Annotated in this window: 21 protein-coding genes, 1 tRNA gene and 1 pseudogene; 7 read left to right on the forward strand and 16 right to left on the reverse strand. The window is 61.7% G+C overall.

What is annotated here, in order from left to right; genetic code table 11:
- Nucleotide 1: 1 nt before the first annotated feature.
- From FJ423_RS28205 to FJ423_RS33765, 11 genes are all read right to left on the reverse strand, one after another.
- Entirely contained in the window at nt 2–901 is a 900-nt protein-coding gene (locus FJ423_RS28205; protein WP_140846193.1) for a general secretion pathway protein GspK, read from the reverse strand.
- The gene (locus tag FJ423_RS28210; RefSeq protein ID WP_140846194.1) at nt 894–1448 is read right to left on the reverse strand and encodes a hypothetical protein; all 555 of its coding nucleotides are present in this window, start codon (nt 1446–1448) and stop codon (nt 894–896) included. Before FJ423_RS28210 ends, FJ423_RS28205 begins: the two co-directional genes overlap by 8 nt.
- Nucleotides 1445–2047 carry a type II secretion system protein GspM gene (gene gspM, locus FJ423_RS28215; protein WP_140846195.1) on the reverse strand — a complete coding sequence of 201 codons (603 nt, stop codon included), beginning with the start codon at nt 2045–2047 and terminating at the stop codon, nt 1445–1447. The genes FJ423_RS28210 and gspM overlap by 4 nt, the downstream gene beginning before the upstream one ends.
- 4 nt (nt 2048–2051) lie before the next feature.
- Nucleotides 2052–3095, reverse strand: a complete 1044-nt coding sequence (locus tag FJ423_RS28220; protein ID WP_140846196.1) for a PilN domain-containing protein — start codon at nt 3093–3095, stop codon at nt 2052–2054.
- A gap of 247 nt (nt 3096–3342) precedes the next feature.
- Nucleotides 3343–3756, reverse strand: a complete 414-nt coding sequence (locus tag FJ423_RS28225; protein ID WP_140846197.1) for a hypothetical protein — start codon at nt 3754–3756, stop codon at nt 3343–3345.
- A gap of 56 nt (nt 3757–3812) precedes the next feature.
- The gene (locus FJ423_RS28230; RefSeq protein ID WP_140846198.1) at nt 3813–4493 is read right to left on the reverse strand and encodes a transposase; all 681 of its coding nucleotides are present in this window, start codon (nt 4491–4493) and stop codon (nt 3813–3815) included.
- Between the two features lie 230 nt (nt 4494–4723).
- Nucleotides 4724–5026 (reverse strand): hypothetical protein, encoded by a 303-nt coding sequence (locus FJ423_RS28235; protein WP_140846199.1) that lies wholly within the window; start codon nt 5024–5026, stop codon nt 4724–4726.
- Nucleotides 5023–5724, reverse strand: a complete 702-nt coding sequence (locus tag FJ423_RS28240) for a hypothetical protein (RefSeq protein WP_140846200.1) — start codon at nt 5722–5724, stop codon at nt 5023–5025. Before FJ423_RS28240 ends, FJ423_RS28235 begins: the two co-directional genes overlap by 4 nt.
- Nucleotides 5678–6046: an RHS repeat-associated core domain-containing protein gene (locus FJ423_RS33755; RefSeq protein WP_181174928.1), complete on the reverse strand. Its 369-nt coding sequence runs from the start codon at nt 6044–6046 to the stop codon at nt 5678–5680. The genes FJ423_RS28240 and FJ423_RS33755 overlap by 47 nt, the downstream gene beginning before the upstream one ends.
- Before the next feature lie 232 nt (nt 6047–6278).
- A complete protein-coding gene (locus FJ423_RS33760) occupies nt 6279–6695 on the reverse strand; it encodes a hypothetical protein (RefSeq protein ID WP_181174929.1) in 417 nt (138 codons plus the stop codon).
- Complete coding sequence (locus FJ423_RS33765) at nt 6682–7332, reverse strand: hypothetical protein (RefSeq protein ID WP_181174930.1); 651 nt, start codon at nt 7330–7332, stop codon at nt 6682–6684. Before FJ423_RS33765 ends, FJ423_RS33760 begins: the two co-directional genes overlap by 14 nt.
- A 701-nt stretch (nt 7333–8033) precedes the next feature.
- On the opposite strand from FJ423_RS33765, the gene FJ423_RS28250 reads away from it, so the two are divergent.
- The 6 genes and pseudogenes from FJ423_RS28250 to FJ423_RS28265 all read left to right on the forward strand — a co-directional run.
- Nucleotides 8034–8408: a hypothetical protein gene (locus tag FJ423_RS28250; protein WP_246680336.1), complete on the forward strand. Its 375-nt coding sequence runs from the start codon at nt 8034–8036 to the stop codon at nt 8406–8408.
- A 74-nt stretch (nt 8409–8482) separates the two neighbouring features.
- Nucleotides 8483–8782 (forward strand): hypothetical protein, encoded by a 300-nt coding sequence (locus FJ423_RS28255; protein WP_140846201.1) that lies wholly within the window; start codon nt 8483–8485, stop codon nt 8780–8782.
- A 17-nt stretch (nt 8783–8799) separates the two neighbouring features.
- The gene (locus tag FJ423_RS34400; RefSeq protein ID WP_246680337.1) at nt 8800–9108 is read left to right on the forward strand and encodes a recombinase family protein; all 309 of its coding nucleotides are present in this window, start codon (nt 8800–8802) and stop codon (nt 9106–9108) included.
- The gene (locus tag FJ423_RS34405; protein WP_246680338.1) at nt 9105–9458 is read left to right on the forward strand and encodes a hypothetical protein; all 354 of its coding nucleotides are present in this window, start codon (nt 9105–9107) and stop codon (nt 9456–9458) included. The genes FJ423_RS34400 and FJ423_RS34405 overlap by 4 nt, the downstream gene beginning before the upstream one ends.
- A complete protein-coding gene (locus FJ423_RS34410) occupies nt 9458–9907 on the forward strand; it encodes a recombinase family protein (RefSeq protein ID WP_246680341.1) in 450 nt (149 codons plus the stop codon). The genes FJ423_RS34405 and FJ423_RS34410 overlap by 1 nt, the downstream gene beginning before the upstream one ends.
- Nucleotides 9813–10133: pseudogene (locus FJ423_RS28265) on the forward strand (integrase); the annotation flags it as partial. The gene FJ423_RS34410 and the pseudogene FJ423_RS28265, both read left to right, overlap by 95 nt.
- A 38-nt stretch (nt 10134–10171) precedes the next feature.
- On the opposite strand, the gene FJ423_RS28270 reads toward FJ423_RS28265, so the two are convergent.
- From FJ423_RS28270 to FJ423_RS28290, 5 genes are all read right to left on the reverse strand, one after another.
- Nucleotides 10172–10246, reverse strand: a tRNA-Gln gene (locus tag FJ423_RS28270).
- Between the two features lie 232 nt (nt 10247–10478).
- Nucleotides 10479–11435 (reverse strand): NAD-dependent epimerase/dehydratase family protein, encoded by a 957-nt coding sequence (locus tag FJ423_RS28275; RefSeq protein WP_140846203.1) that lies wholly within the window; start codon nt 11433–11435, stop codon nt 10479–10481.
- A gap of 95 nt (nt 11436–11530) precedes the next feature.
- Nucleotides 11531–12514: a GDP-mannose 4,6-dehydratase gene (gene gmd, locus FJ423_RS28280; RefSeq protein WP_140846204.1), complete on the reverse strand. Its 984-nt coding sequence runs from the start codon at nt 12512–12514 to the stop codon at nt 11531–11533.
- A 99-nt stretch (nt 12515–12613) separates the two neighbouring features.
- A complete protein-coding gene (locus FJ423_RS28285; RefSeq protein WP_140846205.1) occupies nt 12614–14038 on the reverse strand; it encodes a phosphomannomutase in 1425 nt (474 codons plus the stop codon).
- A 201-nt stretch (nt 14039–14239) separates the two neighbouring features.
- On the reverse strand, nt 14240–14584 hold the full coding sequence (locus tag FJ423_RS28290; RefSeq protein ID WP_095766795.1) for a VOC family protein: 345 nt from the start codon (nt 14582–14584) through the stop codon (nt 14240–14242).
- A 214-nt stretch (nt 14585–14798) separates the two neighbouring features.
- Here FJ423_RS28290 and ppdK point away from each other — a divergent pair, with 214 nt between their 5' ends.
- A complete protein-coding gene (gene ppdK / locus FJ423_RS28295) occupies nt 14799–17483 on the forward strand; it encodes a pyruvate, phosphate dikinase (protein ID WP_140846206.1) in 2685 nt (894 codons plus the stop codon).
- The last annotated feature ends 28 nt before the right edge of the window (nt 17484–17511 follow it).

The raw sequence follows: 17511 nt of genomic DNA on the forward strand, positions 1-17511 counted from the left end.
TCTAGCTCCAGCGGGCCAAGATCTGCGCCACGGTCGTGCCGAAAAGTCCGTCGCAGCTGATGGTGGGCGCCAATGCGGTAGGGCCGTCGATTTCGGCGGCAGGCATGCGCGATATCCGGATGAAGCCCGTGGTGGCCAGCGCCGATCTCTCGACCACGAATCCGGCCTGGCCGGCAATGCCCGAGCCGTCGCGCCGGGCGGTGACCTCGACCGTGTAGAGGCTGCCGCCGTTCCTGTCCGGATCGGCCGGCTGCTCGGCCTGCGGTGCCGTGTTGACGAAATTGCGCAGCCTGTTCGGCGCCTTGGCCAAAACGATCGCTCCCTGTTTGAGATCGACGGTGAAGACTGCATAGAGATCGCCCAACGGGATCGAGGCGAGCGCGGAAAATTCCTGCAGTTCCGATACGGATTCGAAGGCCGCGAACTTGTTCTGACTTGGGCCGAGCGAGGAGCGTGGCTGCGTGCCGGCGGCAAAGGCATTGGGCGGGCTTCTGAAGGTGACGATGGCCTTGGCGATCTCGCCTGCCATCCGCGGATCGAAGCCGAATGACGCAAGGCCTTGCGCCAGCAACTTGTCGTTGGCGGCGTTGAGATCGATCAGGCCGCGATGGTCCTGGACGCTGAGCTCGAAGCTGAAATGTCCGGCATGGCAGCGCGCGGGCTGGGCATCTTGCGACAATTTCGACGTCGCTGAGCCGTCGAACAACTCGCCGGCCACGACATTGACCAGGCCGTCGGCGACCATCGCGAGCCGCTGCTGCTCCGTCTCGTTGCCGGCGATCATGAGCCGGCTGCGCGCGGTCAGCGCGAAGGGAGCGACGATCGCCGAGACGATCAGCATGAAGACGAGCACGGCGACCAGCGCGAAGCCCGCATTCTTGTCCGCGGAGCGATCAGCCATCGCCGCCTCCGGCGGGAACTGTCGGCGGCGCTGGCGGGTAGAGCAAGATCCGGGCCGATTTTCCGCCCCGCTCCAGGATCGCCGCATCCTTCTCGACACCGGACACCGTCCAGCCGTCGATGGTCTCGCCATTGCCATACCAGTTGGCCGTATCGGCTCCTGCCGATTTGAGCAGGACACGGGCGCGGGCGCCATTGATGCTGATGCCGAGCAGGGCGGGCGCGGGAAGAGGCGCAGCACTTGCTACCGGCTGGGCCGGCGGGGTGGGATCCGAGGCCACTTGGGCAGGCGCCGGCGCCCCTTCGGCGACGGGGACGAATTTGCGCCGCGTCGGCGTGAACAATGGGCGCGCGAAGGTCTCGGCAAAACCGGTGCTATCGGCCGCGGCCGGCAGACCCGTGGCGCCGGCCTGCGCTTCGCGTATGTTGCGCTGCGCCGATGGCGCGGTCGGCGAGATGTCGACCGGCGTTTCGTAGAGCACGACATTGGTCAGCGCCAGCGCGACGGCGGCAAGACCGAGACCGAGCGCTGCCACGGGCCGGATCATGGCGCGGCCCCTGCCGCGGCCGTGGCCATGCCCGGCGGCAGCGCGCCATAAAACAGCACTTCGGCAAAGATCTCCGGCTCGACATTGGGCGCTTCGGAAGGGGCGACGTTGGTGACCCGCAAGGTGGCTTCGCGGACGAACAGCACCGGCAGCGTGGTCTCGAGGCCGAGCATGAAGCCGTGCACGCCTTCCAGCGTGCCCGAAACATTGGCGCGCAGGCCGAGATAGGCGACGCCGTCCTCGTTAAGCGCCGGCGCGTTGCCGGCCGACAGCACCACCACCTTGTTCGAGGCGGCGATCGCGTTCAGCCTCGTCTGCAGGGTGCCGCGGATGACCGCCTCGCTCTCGCCGGACAGGAACTCGCCATTGCCGGCGGCGGCGGCCGGCGGGGCGGAGGCCTCCATCGTCTTGGCCAACGCCACCACGGCCTCGATCTGGCCCAGCGTCTCGCGTTTCTGGTGGATGCCGGCGTTTGCCGAAGCGACGCTGCCCAGCGCGGCAAAGATCAGCCAGCCGGTCACCAGCACGCCGAAGGCGGCGATCGCCAGGGCCAGGGAGCGGCGGACCAGAAGCCGGCTGTTGAGGATCGCGCTCAGCATTGGTTCAGGGCTCCTCCACCTTGGCCGTGATGGTGAAGTGCTCGCCGGTCTGGCCCGGAACCCTGGTCACCGGCGAAGAGAATTCCGGCGCGGAAAACAGCGGCGAGGCGTCGATGGGCTGGATTAGGTCGGCGGCGGAGGTGGCGAAGCCGGTGATCGTCAGCTGGTCGCCCTTCGAGGAAAGATCGCTCACCCAGGCGCTGTCGGGCAAGAGCCGCGTCAGCTCGGCCAGGATGCGCACCACAGGCACAGTGTTCTTCTTCTCGGCGCGCAGCTTTTCGGTCTGCTCGAGCTCGGCCTGGCGCTTCTGCAGCGAGGCCCGCGCCTTCCTGGCCTCGACCTGGGCGCTGGCGATCTCATCGTCGAGCACGCTGCCGGCCTGCCAGCTTCGCCACTGCGCATGGCCGTAGGTCGCGGCAAGGGCAAGGAGGACGATTGCGACGGCAGCGGGCCAGACGCGGCGCGTAAACCGGTCGCGCGCCCTGGCGGGCCAGATCGCCGCCAGGCTGAGTGGGTCCGGCCGCAGGATCCGTTCGGCATCGGCGATGGTCAGCGAGGCGAGAGTGCCGCCGACCGCCCGGATCGCTTCTAGCGCCGGCGCCAGGGTTTTCTTCTTGACGACGAAATAGGACGAGCCGCCTTCGGCCTCGTCGGCAAAGACGATATAGACGTGCGACGGGTCGATCGGCGTCGAGCCCATCAGGTCGAGCTCAGCCATGTCGCGCGCCTGCCGCACCGGCAGCCGTCGCGCACCAAGCCGCCGCTTCAGCAGAAGCGCGCTGTCGATCCGGATCGCGACGGAAGGGTGCCTGCGGCCGGAGCGCAGGAGTGCGGCGATTTCGTCCGAGGTCGCATCGAGCGGCAGCGGCGGCGACTGGAATTCCGGCCCGCCCGTCGCCAGCACGCGGATGCCGTCATCGGCCATGGTGATGGTGCAGTCGAAAGGTTTCGGCTGTGTTGGCTTACGGGCAAGGCTCATCCAGACAGCGCGAAGCTCATCACGCCACCAGTCGAAGCCATCCAGAAGCTGTGCCTTATACGTCACCATGACGCCCCACCCCGCGCGCCCCGGCTGATTCTCGGCCGGGCGTGCCATTTGCAGTTTATAGAGGGTGTTGGGAACGCGTGTGGAACAAAAGGGGTGGGCGGAATTAGTCACAGGTTTATGGTTCGTGAGACCTTTTCAGGCTTAAGCGCGATCGCCGCGAGCACGAGCGGCTGCCCAAGAAACGAGTCGGCACTGCTCCAAGCGCCTTGCGGCCAAGAACGAGACTGTAGTGGACTCTATAGGCCCATCACTCATGTTCATTGTATCGTCGATAGAATTGACGGCCCTCCCAACTTTCTTGATATGCTTCAGCAATAGTATGGGCTATATCGCTGCGAGCCAGCGCAACGTCTCCCCCAAAAATACTTTTAACTCTTTCGTTAGCAAGCGCTCTAAATTCTTGCCAGCGTAACTCATGAGCCGCCAGTTCAACCAGCTCTCTTGGGACGCTTCCTTCGTCCAGCCCCGACGGATCACGGTTTTTGAGGGTATCCTTCACCATCAAAAGGAAATCTTCCCTGAGGGGTGGGACCTCCCTAAGGAGGTCAATCACATCAAAGAATGAAGATTCAGCTCTATCAACTCCAAACCCTGCATTCAGGATTTGAGATGAGTTGTGAATCAGGATCCTTAGCAACTTTTTAGAGTATTCTAGATCCATCAATAAGCCTTCTCAGCGTATTTGCCCGTTGCGTCAAAACCGGCGCGATTAAGGAATTACGGTGACAGTGCACTATTTTGCTTCGGTCGCCTGCCGCGCTTGCCCGGCTTCACCGCTTTCCCGATCTGCGCGGCGATCCGGCCCAGAAACGCGTCGCTGCCCACCGGCCTGCCGACGCTCTCGGCTTTGCGCAAAGCGTCGAAAGCCGCGGCATCCATTTCGACAAGATCGAACAGGCCGGCCATTGATGGCAACCGGTCCTTGATCGGCTCCAGATCCGTGACGCCGTCTGGTTCGCCCGTCAGATGCGCCCGAGCGCTTGACCAGGGCCAGTCGACCGCCCGCTCCACCAGCCGCGCACGGACGGGATTGAGCCCGACGTATCGTACCGCCGACAGAAGGTGATCCTCGTCCATCGCGACGGCGCCGAACCGGCCTTGCCAGAAATGCCCGGTCTTCTTTTGCCGCGCATGGATGGTTCCCGCATAGATGCGATGCACCTTAGCGAGCGCGCGCCGCAGGCCATCGGCATCGGTGGGCGTCAGGATCAGATGCACATGGTTCGGCATCAGGCACCATGCCCAGATGCCGACATCGGCAGGCCGGCAATGCTCGACCAGAAGGTTCCGATAGAGCGCATAGTCTTCAGGTGTGAAAAACACCTTGGCGCGTCCATTGCCGCGCTGCGTGACGTGGTGTGGCAGACCGGGAACGACGATGCGGGCAAGCCGAGCCATATGTTCAATCCAGGGCGGACGGGCTTCAATCGGGACTATGATGGAAAATTAGTGCACTGTCACCGCAATTCCCAATTTTTCGTCCCTCCTTCGGCATCGGTGAGAGCACCAACAAAATTGATGCAGTGTTGCCGCAGCGTTCAAGGGTGCCAATGATATCCGCGATGTAGTCAATCTATACGCTAATTATCTGAGTATTAAATGAAATATGACCATAGTACGACGGTCTATTATTCCACTAATGCCGAAAGACTCCCAAAAATCTTAAACAACTCTTCATCAAACAACTTCTTGTAATGCTCAATATTACCCGAGACGCCGTATCCCATTGCTACATCAAAAAGTTGACTGATTGGCCAAATCAGCATGATAATTCTATAGTTTTCTTTATGATCTTTTCCAAATTCTATTTTTCTCACTGCCGCCAAGGCTCGGTTCGCAGCAACATCGTCAAACTCTCTCTGGTGAAGTTTCACAAAAAAGCCAACTTCAACCGAGAACAACTCGTTTTCGATTTCGTGCGAGCTGATCATTCACCTATCCTCGATATAGCCTGAGCGGGAACATGACCGTCGATCAAAACTTCTTGATCGGCTCGTGCGAAATTTTTCGCCGACGGAAAATTTCGTCCAGGATCATCTTTTGGAAATTCGCCATTCGATACGTCTACAACCCGTGTCTTGACTTTGGACAAGTCGATACGAACAACATTTGAGACATCCCCCTTTGCATACTTGCCGATCGCGACAGCAGGGCTTTTAGTAGTCGAAATCCAATTAGAGCTCTGCATATTCGTGCCTAGCATAACGTGTTTCGAGGGAAATACGTTAGCCATACGATCCCTCGCGAACAACCCTACTGAGGGATCCTCGCCAGGTGCTAAAGCGCGATAGACAAATTTACCGGCATCCTCTTCATCATCTTTCGTTAGGCCGAGATCTTTGGCAAGCCTCTCGCCAAGAGCCTTCAGCGAGTCGACACGAGTTTTATGTCCCGCTACAAGCGGTTCAAGTCCAGCCGGGCCCACGTCAACCGGGCCTTGAGGTATGGCGAGTTGACTTACCTTATCGCAGTCGCAGTCTTTCTTGTCGGCAAACGCGCCAGGGAATGAATTCGCAACATCTTGATCGCTTGTGCTTGGGTCAGACGACGCGTCAGATCGCGAATCACCGCCCTCCTTAGCGCTATTTACCAATCCCGCTGCGCTGTCGTCCGCGAGGCGAATGGCCATTGTTGTCGGCCTTGTTGACTGGGTCGTTCTGGGCATACGCATATCGGTTCGTTCCTACGCCGGGCAGCGTCGTGTCCCAGTCGTCAGGAGAGATGAAGCGTCCGAGCACCGGATCCATATACCGTGCATTGAGGTAGAGCAGTCCGGTTTCCGGATCGAAGCGCTCGCCGATATAGCTCTTCTGCGTCTGGAAGCCTGAGTTGAGCCGCTCGCCGTATGTGGCGTAGTTGGTGGCTTCAGTGATGGCGCCTGAGCTGTCGGTGACCATGCGCACCGAGGCCAGGGGATCGCGGTGCAGGAAGTATTTTGTGGCGCCGACCACCTTGATGTCCGGATGCGGATAGCGGGTGTAGACCTCCGAGCCAGGGATGGCCGGATCGATCTCTATCGCAGCGTCGGGATAGAGGGTGGTGGCAAAGGTCGAGGCCTTCTTCGCTCGTGCGCCGTCAGGACCGTAGCTGAGGTTGACGGTGTTGGAAGCGAGCGTGACGGTCTTGAGCCGATTGGCCTCGTCCCAGGTCAGCGTGCGATGTCGCGGCCATTGCCCATCAGGATCAGGTCCGGACGGGTCTCGTAGTAGAAGCTGATGCTGGCGCCGTTATAGGTAATGCTCGCCGGATAGCAGGTCGGGCTGCCGGGCAGGTATAGCTGTAGGTGACCGTGTTGCCGTTGGTGTCGGTGGCAGAGGTCAGCAGCCACCGGTAGCTGAAAGCAAGATCATAGGCCGGCGTGCCGGCTGTCGGATTGAGGTTGGCGACCGCTCCGACCGAGCGGAAGGTCGAAACCGTGCCGTCCCTGTCGGTCACCTTCCATTCATTGGTGGTGCTGTTCAGCGCAATGCGGCGATAGCTTTCATTCTCGGTCGCATGGGTGCCGCCGGTCGAGCATGACGGCGAGACCATGCCGGCCACACAGGCGACCATCGCCTGGCTATCGAGCAGAAAAATGTCATTGGCATCATAGGCCGGCATGCCATAGCCGGGCGTGGGCGCGCTCGATGACGTCGATGCCGTCCAAGCCCCAGGCGTAACCCAGCCAGCCCTGATAGAGGCCGCTAAGCTTGGTCTTGCGCGAGGAATTGTAGTTGAGCGCGACCTGCGGCTCGATTCCATGAAAGACCGGCACGTCGAAGGCGACCGAATAGCCGAGATTGCCGTTGCCTGCGGCCTTCGGCAGATCGACCTTCGGCGTGCCGATCGCTTCAGGATCGCCGCTCGTGGTTGTTGTCGTCGTGGCGGCCGTGGCCGCCATCGTCTGCGCCGCCGGCTCCCCAGGTGCAGCCTCCGCATCGCCGGTCTTGGCCGCTTCGCCGGTTGTCTTCGTTCCAATCGTCTTTGTTCCGGTCGTCTTGCTGTCGGCGGCCTTGCTGCCATCCGTGGCGATCGAGCCATCAGCATTTTTGGCATCATCCGGCTTGGCGCCGACCTTGGACGCCGCATCCGGGCTGCCGGTGACTTCTGGGGTGCCGGAACCGCTGGCCTGCGGCTGATCCGTCGTTCCTGGAGTGGGCTGCGCGCCTGAGCCGAAGCCTGCTCCGCCATTGCCAAGACCATTTGCCGGCGTATATGTATTGCCCGAAGAGCTTTGCGCCTGCTGCGCACGCGCCATTATGCCTTCACTTCGGCTAATATAAGAGACTGCAGAAATATCCGCGCCGACAACGCCAGCGGCAAGAACAGCCGCGCCAACAAGCAACCGCTTCATGATCACCCCCGAGCAAGTTGCTTATCGATACTCAGTTCACACTTATGTGATACGACGCAATCTCGTCATAAGGAAGTTATCCACAGGAATATTGGATATACTTTGGCCAACCACTAATTTCGCGTTCGAAAGGTCCTTCCAGGCGGTAATCTCACGATGTCCCGCAATCGTTGGTCTTCGAGACAGGCAGATTTGACTAACAGTCAGAAACGCGCCCGTATCGTTGAAAAGTCAAATTGCGCTTCGGAAAGTGGATGGCGCTTTCTGAACAGGCTTGGCTTTCCGTCTTACCTGGATTCTCAGTTCCCGTCTTTACGGTCCTCTGCAGGTTCCCGTAAGGGCGGTGTGTCAAGATGTGACGGCCGTGTCCGCGTAGGTCATTCGCCAGGTATCATTTGCCGTCCAGCCGACGGGATTCCGACAATACCACGGCTTTGCTTTCCGTCACGCAGCAGCGAAGCAACGAGCGGGCGGCAAACAGATGCGCAGATCCCACTTTTGCGCTGCTACGAGACTAGTTGCGGGCCCAGCATGTCTCGCGGGTTCTTTGCCGGCTCCAGCAATGGTTGGAAACCCGTAGTCTCAGAGCCGGCTGTGCGCCGCCGATGGACGTGAAGGCCGGCTATTCGATCGCCTACCAGGCGGAAGTTGAGGCTGCGACAGCGGCTTTGAAGATCCAGGATAGACTTCCCCGTACGCCTGCACACTCACTTCTCGGCGTTGTCGCCAAGCTGGAGATAATTGTCGGCGCGGATCGCGACGACGACCCGACAGATTTTCCCTGGCCACACATCGAATCGGTCCTGCGTGATTTGAAGGCAGTCGCCGGGAGCGTGCCACTTGAGCGGCCCGACCGATCCATCGCTCAGGCGGATTGTCGACGGTATCAAGCCATAGCCGCCGATCTGATCGGTCTCGGAAAGAACGCGGCTGATCTCCCGCTTGTCAGGAACCGGCCGTTGTTGTCCGATACAGAGTAGAAAAGGATACGCAGGCGCACATAACGGCCATTCGGCGCTGAGGCGATTTCCCCCATCTTTATCCCGATGCAGATATGCTCGGGACAAAAACGGTGAAAGCGGCGCGCCGTCCTGCGAAACGCGGTGTCAGACGCGATGCAGAGGCCGATCTGTTTTCGCGGCGGCGCGTTGTTGACGAGGCCTTCCTGGAACGAACGGCTCGCTTGTTTGAGGCTCGCATGGGGAGGTCGGTCTCAAGCGAAGATGCATGGCAAATCGTCGACAGTATCGGCGGCTTCTTCCGCATCCTTGCCGAATGGGAACGGATTGACCGGGGCAATAGCTGGCGATTCATGATTACTTTGACGGCCTTCGCGTTTGCGGCCGTGCGATGAACAGGGAGGCGTCGCAGATGAACCAGCGCGTTGGATGCATCGCCAAGCCCGCAGGCCTTGTAAAGGCGCTGCTATACGCGCGCGTCTCTTCCAAGGAGCAGGAGAAGGAAGGCTTCTCCATCTCGGCGCAATGCAAGCTGCTGCGGGACTACGCCCTGCAGCAGCGGTTCGACATTGTCCAGGAGTTTATCGACGTCGAGACGGCCAAGACCAGTGGCCGGACAAACTTCACCGAGATGGTCAAATATCTGCGAAAGCATCCCGGCATTCGAAGCATCCTCGTCGAGAAGACCGACCGGCTCTATCGCAACCTGAGGACTGGGTGACTCTCGATGAACTGGATGTAGAAATCCACCTTGCCAAGGAAGGTGTGACGCTATCGCGAGACTCGCGCTCATCTGAAAAATTCATGCACGGCATCAAAGTCTTGATGGCCAAGAACTATATCGACAACCTGTCGGAAGAGGCCCGCAAGGGGCAGATGGAGAAAGCGGAGCAGGGCATCTGGCCGACTAGGGCACCGCTGGACTATGTCAACACCACGGGCAAGGATGGCAAAAAGGTAATCGAGCCGCATCCTGAACTGGCTCCAGTCGTCACACAGCTGTTCGAGCGCTACGCAACCGGCCAGTATTCACTCAAACCCTGGCCAAGGCCGCCCATGGCGATGGGCTGATCTATCCCAAGAGCGGCAATCCGGTTCCGGTCAGCGCCGTGCATATGATCCTGCGCAACCGGCTCTATACGGGACTATTCCAGTGGAACGGCAAATTGCACCAGGGCAAACACGAACCGCTCGTATCGATCGAGCTATGGGAGCGGGTCCAGGGCGTTCTGACGGGCCGCAATTCGGTCCCAGCCCACCCGATAGGAAACGAGTTCGCCTTCACCGGCCTGATGAGCTGCATCGAATGCGGCTGCGCCGTCGTGGCGGAGATCAAGAAGGGCAAATACGTCTACTATCACTGCACGGGGCATACCAACAAAGGCCGGGGCGGATACGGTGATTGCCGCCGCAAATACGTCCGCGAGGGCGCTCGGCATGGACTGCCCGGCAGAGCGCTACACGCCCTCAACGCGCCCCTACACTGGCTTGCCAGAGCTCGACTATCCGTTTCACGATAAGGCCGTCACCGTCACCACCTGCGGTCGCATCTGCTACAATCGCAAGAAGATCAACCTTAGCCTCGTCTTTGCCGGCCAGACCGTCGGCATCAAACAGATCGAAGACCATATCTGGCTTGCCAGCTTCATGGACTATGATTTGGGGTACTTTGATGATGAGACATTCAGGCTCGAACCACTCCACAACCCCTTCGGGCCAAAAGTGTTACCCATGTCTCCGGTATAAACCGTAACCTATGTGTCCGGAACGGACCGAGTCCAGTTTGGCTGGGGCGCCAGGATTCGAACCTGGGAATGTCGGTACCAAAAACCGATGCCTTACCACTTGGCGACGCCCCAGCAGGCGGGCATGCCGCGCTGCGCGCGGCCTTATAGGACGAGGCGGCGCAAAGCTCAATGCCGGGAGATCAACTAAAATCGGCAGTGAGGCGGGGCCGCCATTTCCGGCCAGTTCGTCGCCGATCGCCCGGCGGTGGATCGTAAGCCGCACGCGTCGCGCGGCAGCTTCGGGCGGTGCGGGCGCGGGAGCGGCTCAGCTCCGCGTTCAGGGAAGCAGGCGATGCATCCTTGCCTAGGCCTGGGCCACGCGCGCGCGGCAATCCTCCAGGACGGCCGCAAGCGTATCCTCGAAGGGATGCTCGGGCGCCCAGCCGAGCAGGGTCCGGGCGCGGGTGGCATTGCCGACGATGCATGGCAGATCGCTCGGCCGCAGCCGCAGCGGATCCTGCTCCGTGACGATCTTGACGCTGCTGCGGGCCAGCAGCCGATCGAGGATGTCTCCCATCCGCCAGGATAGGCCGGACGCAAGATTGAAAATGGCGTTCGGCGCAAGATCGCGGCTCTTCAGAACCGCGCGCGCATAGGCGTTGGCGATGTCACGCGCATCCAGGAAATCGCGCCTCGCATCAAGGTTGCCGACGCGGATCACCGGCGGAGCCAGGCCTGCTTCGATCCGGGCGATCTGCATGGCGAAGGCCGGCACGGCAAATGCCTCGGTCTGGCCCGGGCCCGTATGGTTGAAGGGGCGCATTCGGACACACTTCAACCCCTGGCGCGAAAGCGCGCCGAGCGCGAGGTCGGCCGCGGCCTTGGTCACGGCGTAGTCGTCGATCGGAGCAAGCAGCGTGCCTTCGTCGAGCGGGCGTCCGGTCTTGGCGCTTTCGCCATAGACCAGGCCCGATCCGACATGAACCAGCCAGCAGTCCGGTGCCTTGTCGAGGATGGCATGGGCCACGTTGAGCGCGCCGTCCACATGAATGCGCCATGTGTTGCGGGGATCGGCCTGGGCGGCACCCAGGGCCGCGACCGCCGCCATGTGAATGACATGGGTGGGCTGGTGACGGGCAATGGCATCATGGACGGCGGCCGGATCGGTCACGTCCAGTTCTTCGACCTGGCCGAAAGCGGGATGCGGTCCACCATCCTTGGAGGTCGCGGCAATGACAATTTCGCCGCCGCAAATCCTGCGCAGCGCGTCGCCCACATAGGGCCCGACGAAACCGTTGGCGCCGGTTATCAAAACGCGCATGCCGGCCTCACGGACCACGACGAATTGTCCGCATGCGGATGCGTGGCGGAAGACTGTGCGTCAAGTCATCGACCTGTTGATGCAAGAGCTTCCTTTCAATTCCTGGCAGCCGAGTGGCGCGCCAGATCGGCGTCCACCATTTCGCGGATCATATCCTCCAGGGAGATCGTCGCTTCCCATCCGAGCTTCGCCTTTGCCTTGGCCGGATTGCCGCGAAGGATTTCGACTTCCGCCGGCCTGAACAGGTCGGGATCGATGACAAGATGGTCATCCATCTCCAGCCCGACATGTTCAAACGCGATTCTGCACATATCGCGCACCGTCGTCGTCCTGCCGGTGGCGACCACATAGTCATCTGGCTGATCCTGCTGCAGCATCAGCCACATGGCGCGGACATAGTCCTTGGAGTGGCCCCAGTCGCGCTTGGCGTCGATGTTGCCCAGGCGCAGTTCCCTTGCCAGGCCCTTCTTGATGCGCGCGACGGCGTCCGTGACTTTGCGTGTCACGAATTCGATGCCGCGAAGCGGCGATTCGTGATTGAACAGGATGCCGCTCGAAGCGTGCAGGCCGAAGCTCTCGCGATAATTGACGGTGATCCAGTGACCATAGACCTTCGCCACCGCATAGGGAGAGCGGGGATGGAAAGGCGTGGTCTCCGACTGCACCGGCTCCTGGATAAGGCCGTACATCTCCGACGACGACGCCTGGTAGAAACGCGCCTCGGGGATCTCGAGACGCAGCGCCTCGAGAACATTGGTGACGCCGATACCGGTGACGTTGCCTGTCAGGATCGGCTGCTGCCACGAGGATCTGACGAAAGACTGTGCGGCCAGGTTGTAGACCTCGTCTGGCCTTACGTCGCGCATGGTTCGACTAAGACCCGACAGGTCCGTCAGGTTGCCGTCCACGATCCGCACATCGTTTTCGATTCCCAGCCATTTCAGGCGCATGGTGTTGACGTCGGCTGTGCTCGACCGCCGCGCCAGCCCGTGGACTCGGTAACCCTTCGAAAGCAGGAGCTGGGCCAGATAGGCGCCATCCTGCCCCGTAATGCCGGTTATCAACGCCGTTCTTGTCATCGATGCTCTCAGGGCTCGAGCGAGACGTGGGGCACAAGTCCCCGTTATTGTAGAGCGGGCCGCGCCCCAAGCCTGCGGCGATCGCCGGCTCCGTCTTCGTTATACGGCTTCTGATTCATCTGCCAGTGTGGTGTCGCGCGCTCGTTCCAGCGCCATTGCCACAATCTTGCTCGCCCTGTCATGGCTGGCGGCCTCGGCATAGCACCGAAATTCGGGAGCGTTGCCGGAAGGCCGCAGATGGATGATCTCGCCACTGGTCATCCGTGCCCTGAGACCGTCGGTCTCATCGACGTCCAAGACGCTGCCGAAGGGGGCAAGGAAGTGCCGCAAGCCATCGCGGTACGCGAGCTTTCGCATCAAGCCGCGCGATTTCTCGACGGGGAAGTTCTCGAGCCGTTCGCTGGCGCAGACCGGAAGGCTCCAGGTTTCGCGCAGGCCGGAAAGCGATTTTCCGGTCGATGCCATCGTGCCCAGCACCGCCAGGATCGGCAAAAACGAATCCCGTGTCGGCAGCGCCGACAAAGCCTTGCCGTTCACCACGCAGTCCGACCCCAGAAGAACCCCGCCATTGGCTTCGAAGCCGACGACAATGCCGCCTGCCTGCCGCGCGGCGTCCATTTCCGCTATGACGAAAGGGGATCCGACCTTCGTTCTCCTGACGCCGAATCCGAAAGCCTCGGAGATGCCTGAATTGGAGGTGATCGGCGTCACCACAATGTCGGCCTTGAGGAACAGCGCCGTGGCCAGCCCGATCAGGTCGCCGCGGAACAGTTCGCCACTGTCGTCGATGACAAGCGGGCGATCGGCATCGGCGTCGGCAGAGAGCACGGCGTCGAATTCGAATTCGCGCACCCAGTCTTTCACCCTCACCATCGTTCCCCGGCCGACGGCTTCCGTATCGATGGGCACGAAGGTTTCCGTTTTCCCGACGGGGATCACCTCGGCGCCGTAGGACCGCAGGACCTCGACCAGCAGCTCCGCCGCAACCGTGCTGTGCTGGTAGACGCCGAGACGCATTCCGGAAAGGGCGCGAGGGGGCAGAATGCCATCGACACGATCTCGAAAGGCCGCGAGCGCCTGTTCATGGCCGGCTTGCCGGTCCGCATGGGCCGGAGGCCAGGGATATCGATCCGACAGTTCCGCGACGTGACGGGTGATGGCGGCCTCGTCCGCCTTGTCGATCTCGCCCCTCGGCCCATAGAATTTGATGCCGTTGCGGTCGGCGGGAATATGCGACCCGGTCACCATAAGCGCCGCGGCGCCGTCCAGGCGGGCATAAAAGGCGAGCGCGGGCGTGGGGATGGGACCGCAATCGACCGGCTGGAAGCCGGCCGCGGCCAATGCCGCCATGCAGTCTTCGGCAATCGTTGGACTGCTGTCGCGCAAATCGCGCCCGACGAAGACCTTGCCTTGCTGAAATCCGGTCGACCGCAAGCGCCGGGCGAAACCCTCGGTATAAAGTCCGCTTGGCCTTCCAACCAATTCGGAAGCCAAACCCCGAACGCCGCTTGAGCCGAATTTCATCAGTCTGCTTTGCTGTTGGAAGATTGCCGCCGCTCAATGGAATGAGCCCGGCTGCCCCCCGGCTGTCAACAGCAAAAACAACTCGAAATCCGCGTCTTTCCTGGAGCAATTCCAGGAAAAGTGTGAGCGGCTTTCCGTCCGGAATTGCGTAAAATCAAAGAGTTAGAGCGGTTTACCGTTTCAGTAAAACGGTGAAGCGCTCTAATGTCCCCAAACGGCCAGTTCGTTGCCGGCCGGATCGGTGAAATGGAATCGCCTGCCGCCGGGAAAGGCGAAAATCGGCTTGACGATGGTGCCGCCGGCGCTCTCCACCGCATCCAGCGTTTCCTCGAGGCTCTCGGAATAAAGCACCGGAAGCGGCTTGGCCGGCGCCTCGCCGGCATCCGCCTGGAAGCCGCCGTCGAGCCCTTCGGCAAAGGCGGAATAGGTCGGGCCGTAGTCGGTGAACGACCATGAAAAGGCGGCGCTGTAGAAAGATTTGACGCTGTCCAGCGTGCCGCCCGTCGCCGGCAGTTCAAGATAGTCGAGTTTTCCATTGAGTTTCATCACGCTACTCCACTGCGTTCCCGTTATGTTCTATATCGGTCGTTTCCCTCCAGCAAGTCTTTTTGACGCAGCTTTTGCTTAATCGATTGTAGCCGCAGTGGTTGCTTGCCGGTGCCTTGCCTTTCGCAGTGCAGCATCCTATCGCTCGGAGCGGGGAAGGCGGGAAACGGCCATCATCCGGATGTTTCTATCTCCCACGAACTGGAGGGCAAGCATGACCAAGTGGGTTTACACCTTCGGCGACGGCGCCGCCGAGGGCCGCGCCGGCGACCGCAATCTTCTCGGCGGCAAGGGTGCCAATCTGGCCGAGATGTGCAGCCTTGGGCTGCCGGTGCCGCCCGGTTTCACCATCACCACGGAGGTCTGCAACGCCTATTACGCCAACGGCCGCACCTATCCCAGCGGGCTCGAGACGGATGTCGTCTCCGCTCTCGACCATATCGGCCGGATTACCGGCCGCCGCTTCGGCGACCCGTCGAAGCTGCTTCTGGTCTCCGTGCGCTCCGGTGCTCGCGCTTCGATGCCCGGCATGATGGATACGGTGCTCAATCTCGGCCTCAATGACGAGACGGTCGAGGCTTTGGCCGCCGATTCCGGCGATGCGCGTTTCGCCTATGACAGCTACCGCCGCTTCATCCAGATGTATTCCGACGTCGTCATGGGCCTGGACCACGAAGTGTTCGAGGAGATCCTCGAGGACCAGAAAGCCAGCCTCGGCCATGAGCTCGACACCGGCCTGACGGCCCAGGAATGGCAAGGCGTGATTTCGCTCTACAAGGCCAAGGTCGAGGAAGAGCTCGGCAAGCCGTTCCCGCAAGATCCGCAGGAACAGCTCTGGGGCGCGATCGGCGCGGTGTTCTCGAGCTGGATGAACAACCGCGCCATCACCTATCGGCGCCTGCACGACATCCCGGAAAGCTGGGGCACCGCCGTCAACGTCCAGGCCATGGTATTCGGAAATATGGGCGACACGTCGGCCACCGGCGTCGCCTTCACGCGCAATCCTTCGACCGGCGAGAGGCAGCTCTACGGCGAATTCCTGGTCAATGCCCAGGGCGAGGATGTGGTGGCCGGCATCCGCACGCCACAGAACATCACCGAGGCGGCGCGCATCGCCGCCGGCTCCGACAAGCCGTCGCTGCAGAAGCTTATGCCTGACGCCTTCCAGGCTTTCGTCGACATCTCCGACCGGCTGGAAAAGCACTACCGCGACATGCAGGATCTCGAATTCACCATCGAGCGCGGCAAATTGTGGATGTTGCAGACCCGCTCCGGCAAGCGCACCGCCAAGGCTGCGCTGAAGATTGCTGTCGAGATGGCGAAGGATGGGCTGATCACCAGGGAGGAGGCGGTCGCCCGCATCGATCCGGCCTCGCTCGATCAACTGCTCCATCCGACCATCGACCCGAATGCCGCGCGCGATGTCATAGGCACGGGCCTGCCGGCGTCGCCCGGCGCCGCCACCGGCGAGATCGTTTTTTCCTCCAGCGATGCCGAGGACGCCAGGGCGCAAGGCCGCAAGGTAATCCTGGTGCGCATCGAAACCAGCCCGGAGGACATCCACGGCATGCATGCCGCCGAAGGCATCCTCACCACGCGCGGCGGCATGACCAGCCACGCCGCGGTGGTGGCACGCGGCATGGGCAAGCCCTGCGTGTCCGGCGCCGGCTCGCTGCGTGTCGACTACAAGGCCGGCACGCTGCTCTCGATGGGCCAGACTTTCCGCAAAGGCGACATCATCACCATCGATGGCGGCAACGGCCAGGTGCTCAAAGGGGCGGTCGCCATGCTGCAGCCGGAGCTGTCGGGCGATTTCGCCGCTATCATGGAATGGGCCGACGCCACGCGCCGCATGAAGGTGCGCACCAACGCCGAAACGCCGCTCGACGCCCGCATGGCGCGCTCTTTCGGCGCCGAGGGCATCGGGCTTTGCCGCACCGAGCACATGTTCTTTGATGGCGACCGTATCGTCGCCATGCGCGAGATGATCCTGGCCGACACCGAGAAGGACAGGCGTGCGGCCCTGGACAAGCTCTTGCCCATGCAGCGCTCGGACTTTCTCGAGCTGTTCGAGATCATGGCCGGCCTGCCGGTGACGATCCGCCTGCTCGACCCGCCGCTGCACGAATTCCTGCCGAAGACCGAGGCCGAGCTCGCCGAGGTCGCCTCCGCCATGAACGTGTCGGCCGACAAGCTCAGGCAGCGCACGGAAGCGCTGCACGAATTCAACCCGATGCTCGGCCATCGCGGCTGCCGGCTCGCCGTCTCCTATCCCGAGATCGCCGAGATGCAGGCGCGCGCCATCTTCGAGGCGGCGGTCGAGGCCGGCCACAAGGCCGGCGCGCTGGTCGTGCCGGAGATCATGGTGCCGCTGGTCGGCCTGGTGAAGGAGCTGCAATACGTCAAGGCGCGCATCGATGCGGTCGCGCAAAGCGTCATGCAGGAGACCGGCACCAAGATCGATTATCTGACCGGCACGATGATCGAATTGCCGCGCGCGGCGATCCGCGCGCATGTCATTGCCGAAGCGGCCGAATTCTTCTCCTTCGGCACCAATGATCTGACGCAGACCACGTTCGGCATCTCGCGCGACGATGCGGCGTCCTTCCTGGAAACCTACCGGCAGAAGGGCATCATCGAACAGGATCCGTTCGTGTCGCTCGACATTGACGGCGTCGGCGAGCTGGTGCGGATCGCGGCCGAAAAGGGCAAGGCGACGCGGCCGGGCATCAAGCTCGGCATCTGCGGCGAGCATGGCGGCGACCCGGCCTCGATCCGCTTCTGTGAGGAAGTCGGCCTCGACTATGTGTCGTGCTCGCCCTACCGCGTGCCGATCGCCAGGCTGGCCGCCGCGCAGGCGGCCGTGGCGGCAGCGAAGGGCGCGACAAAACGCGCCTGACATCCCGACACCTTACGGTTTTGTATGC

Origin of the sequence: Mesorhizobium sp. B2-8-9 (assembly GCF_006439475.1) — a bacterium.
Classification (GTDB): domain Bacteria; phylum Pseudomonadota; class Alphaproteobacteria; order Rhizobiales; family Rhizobiaceae; genus Mesorhizobium.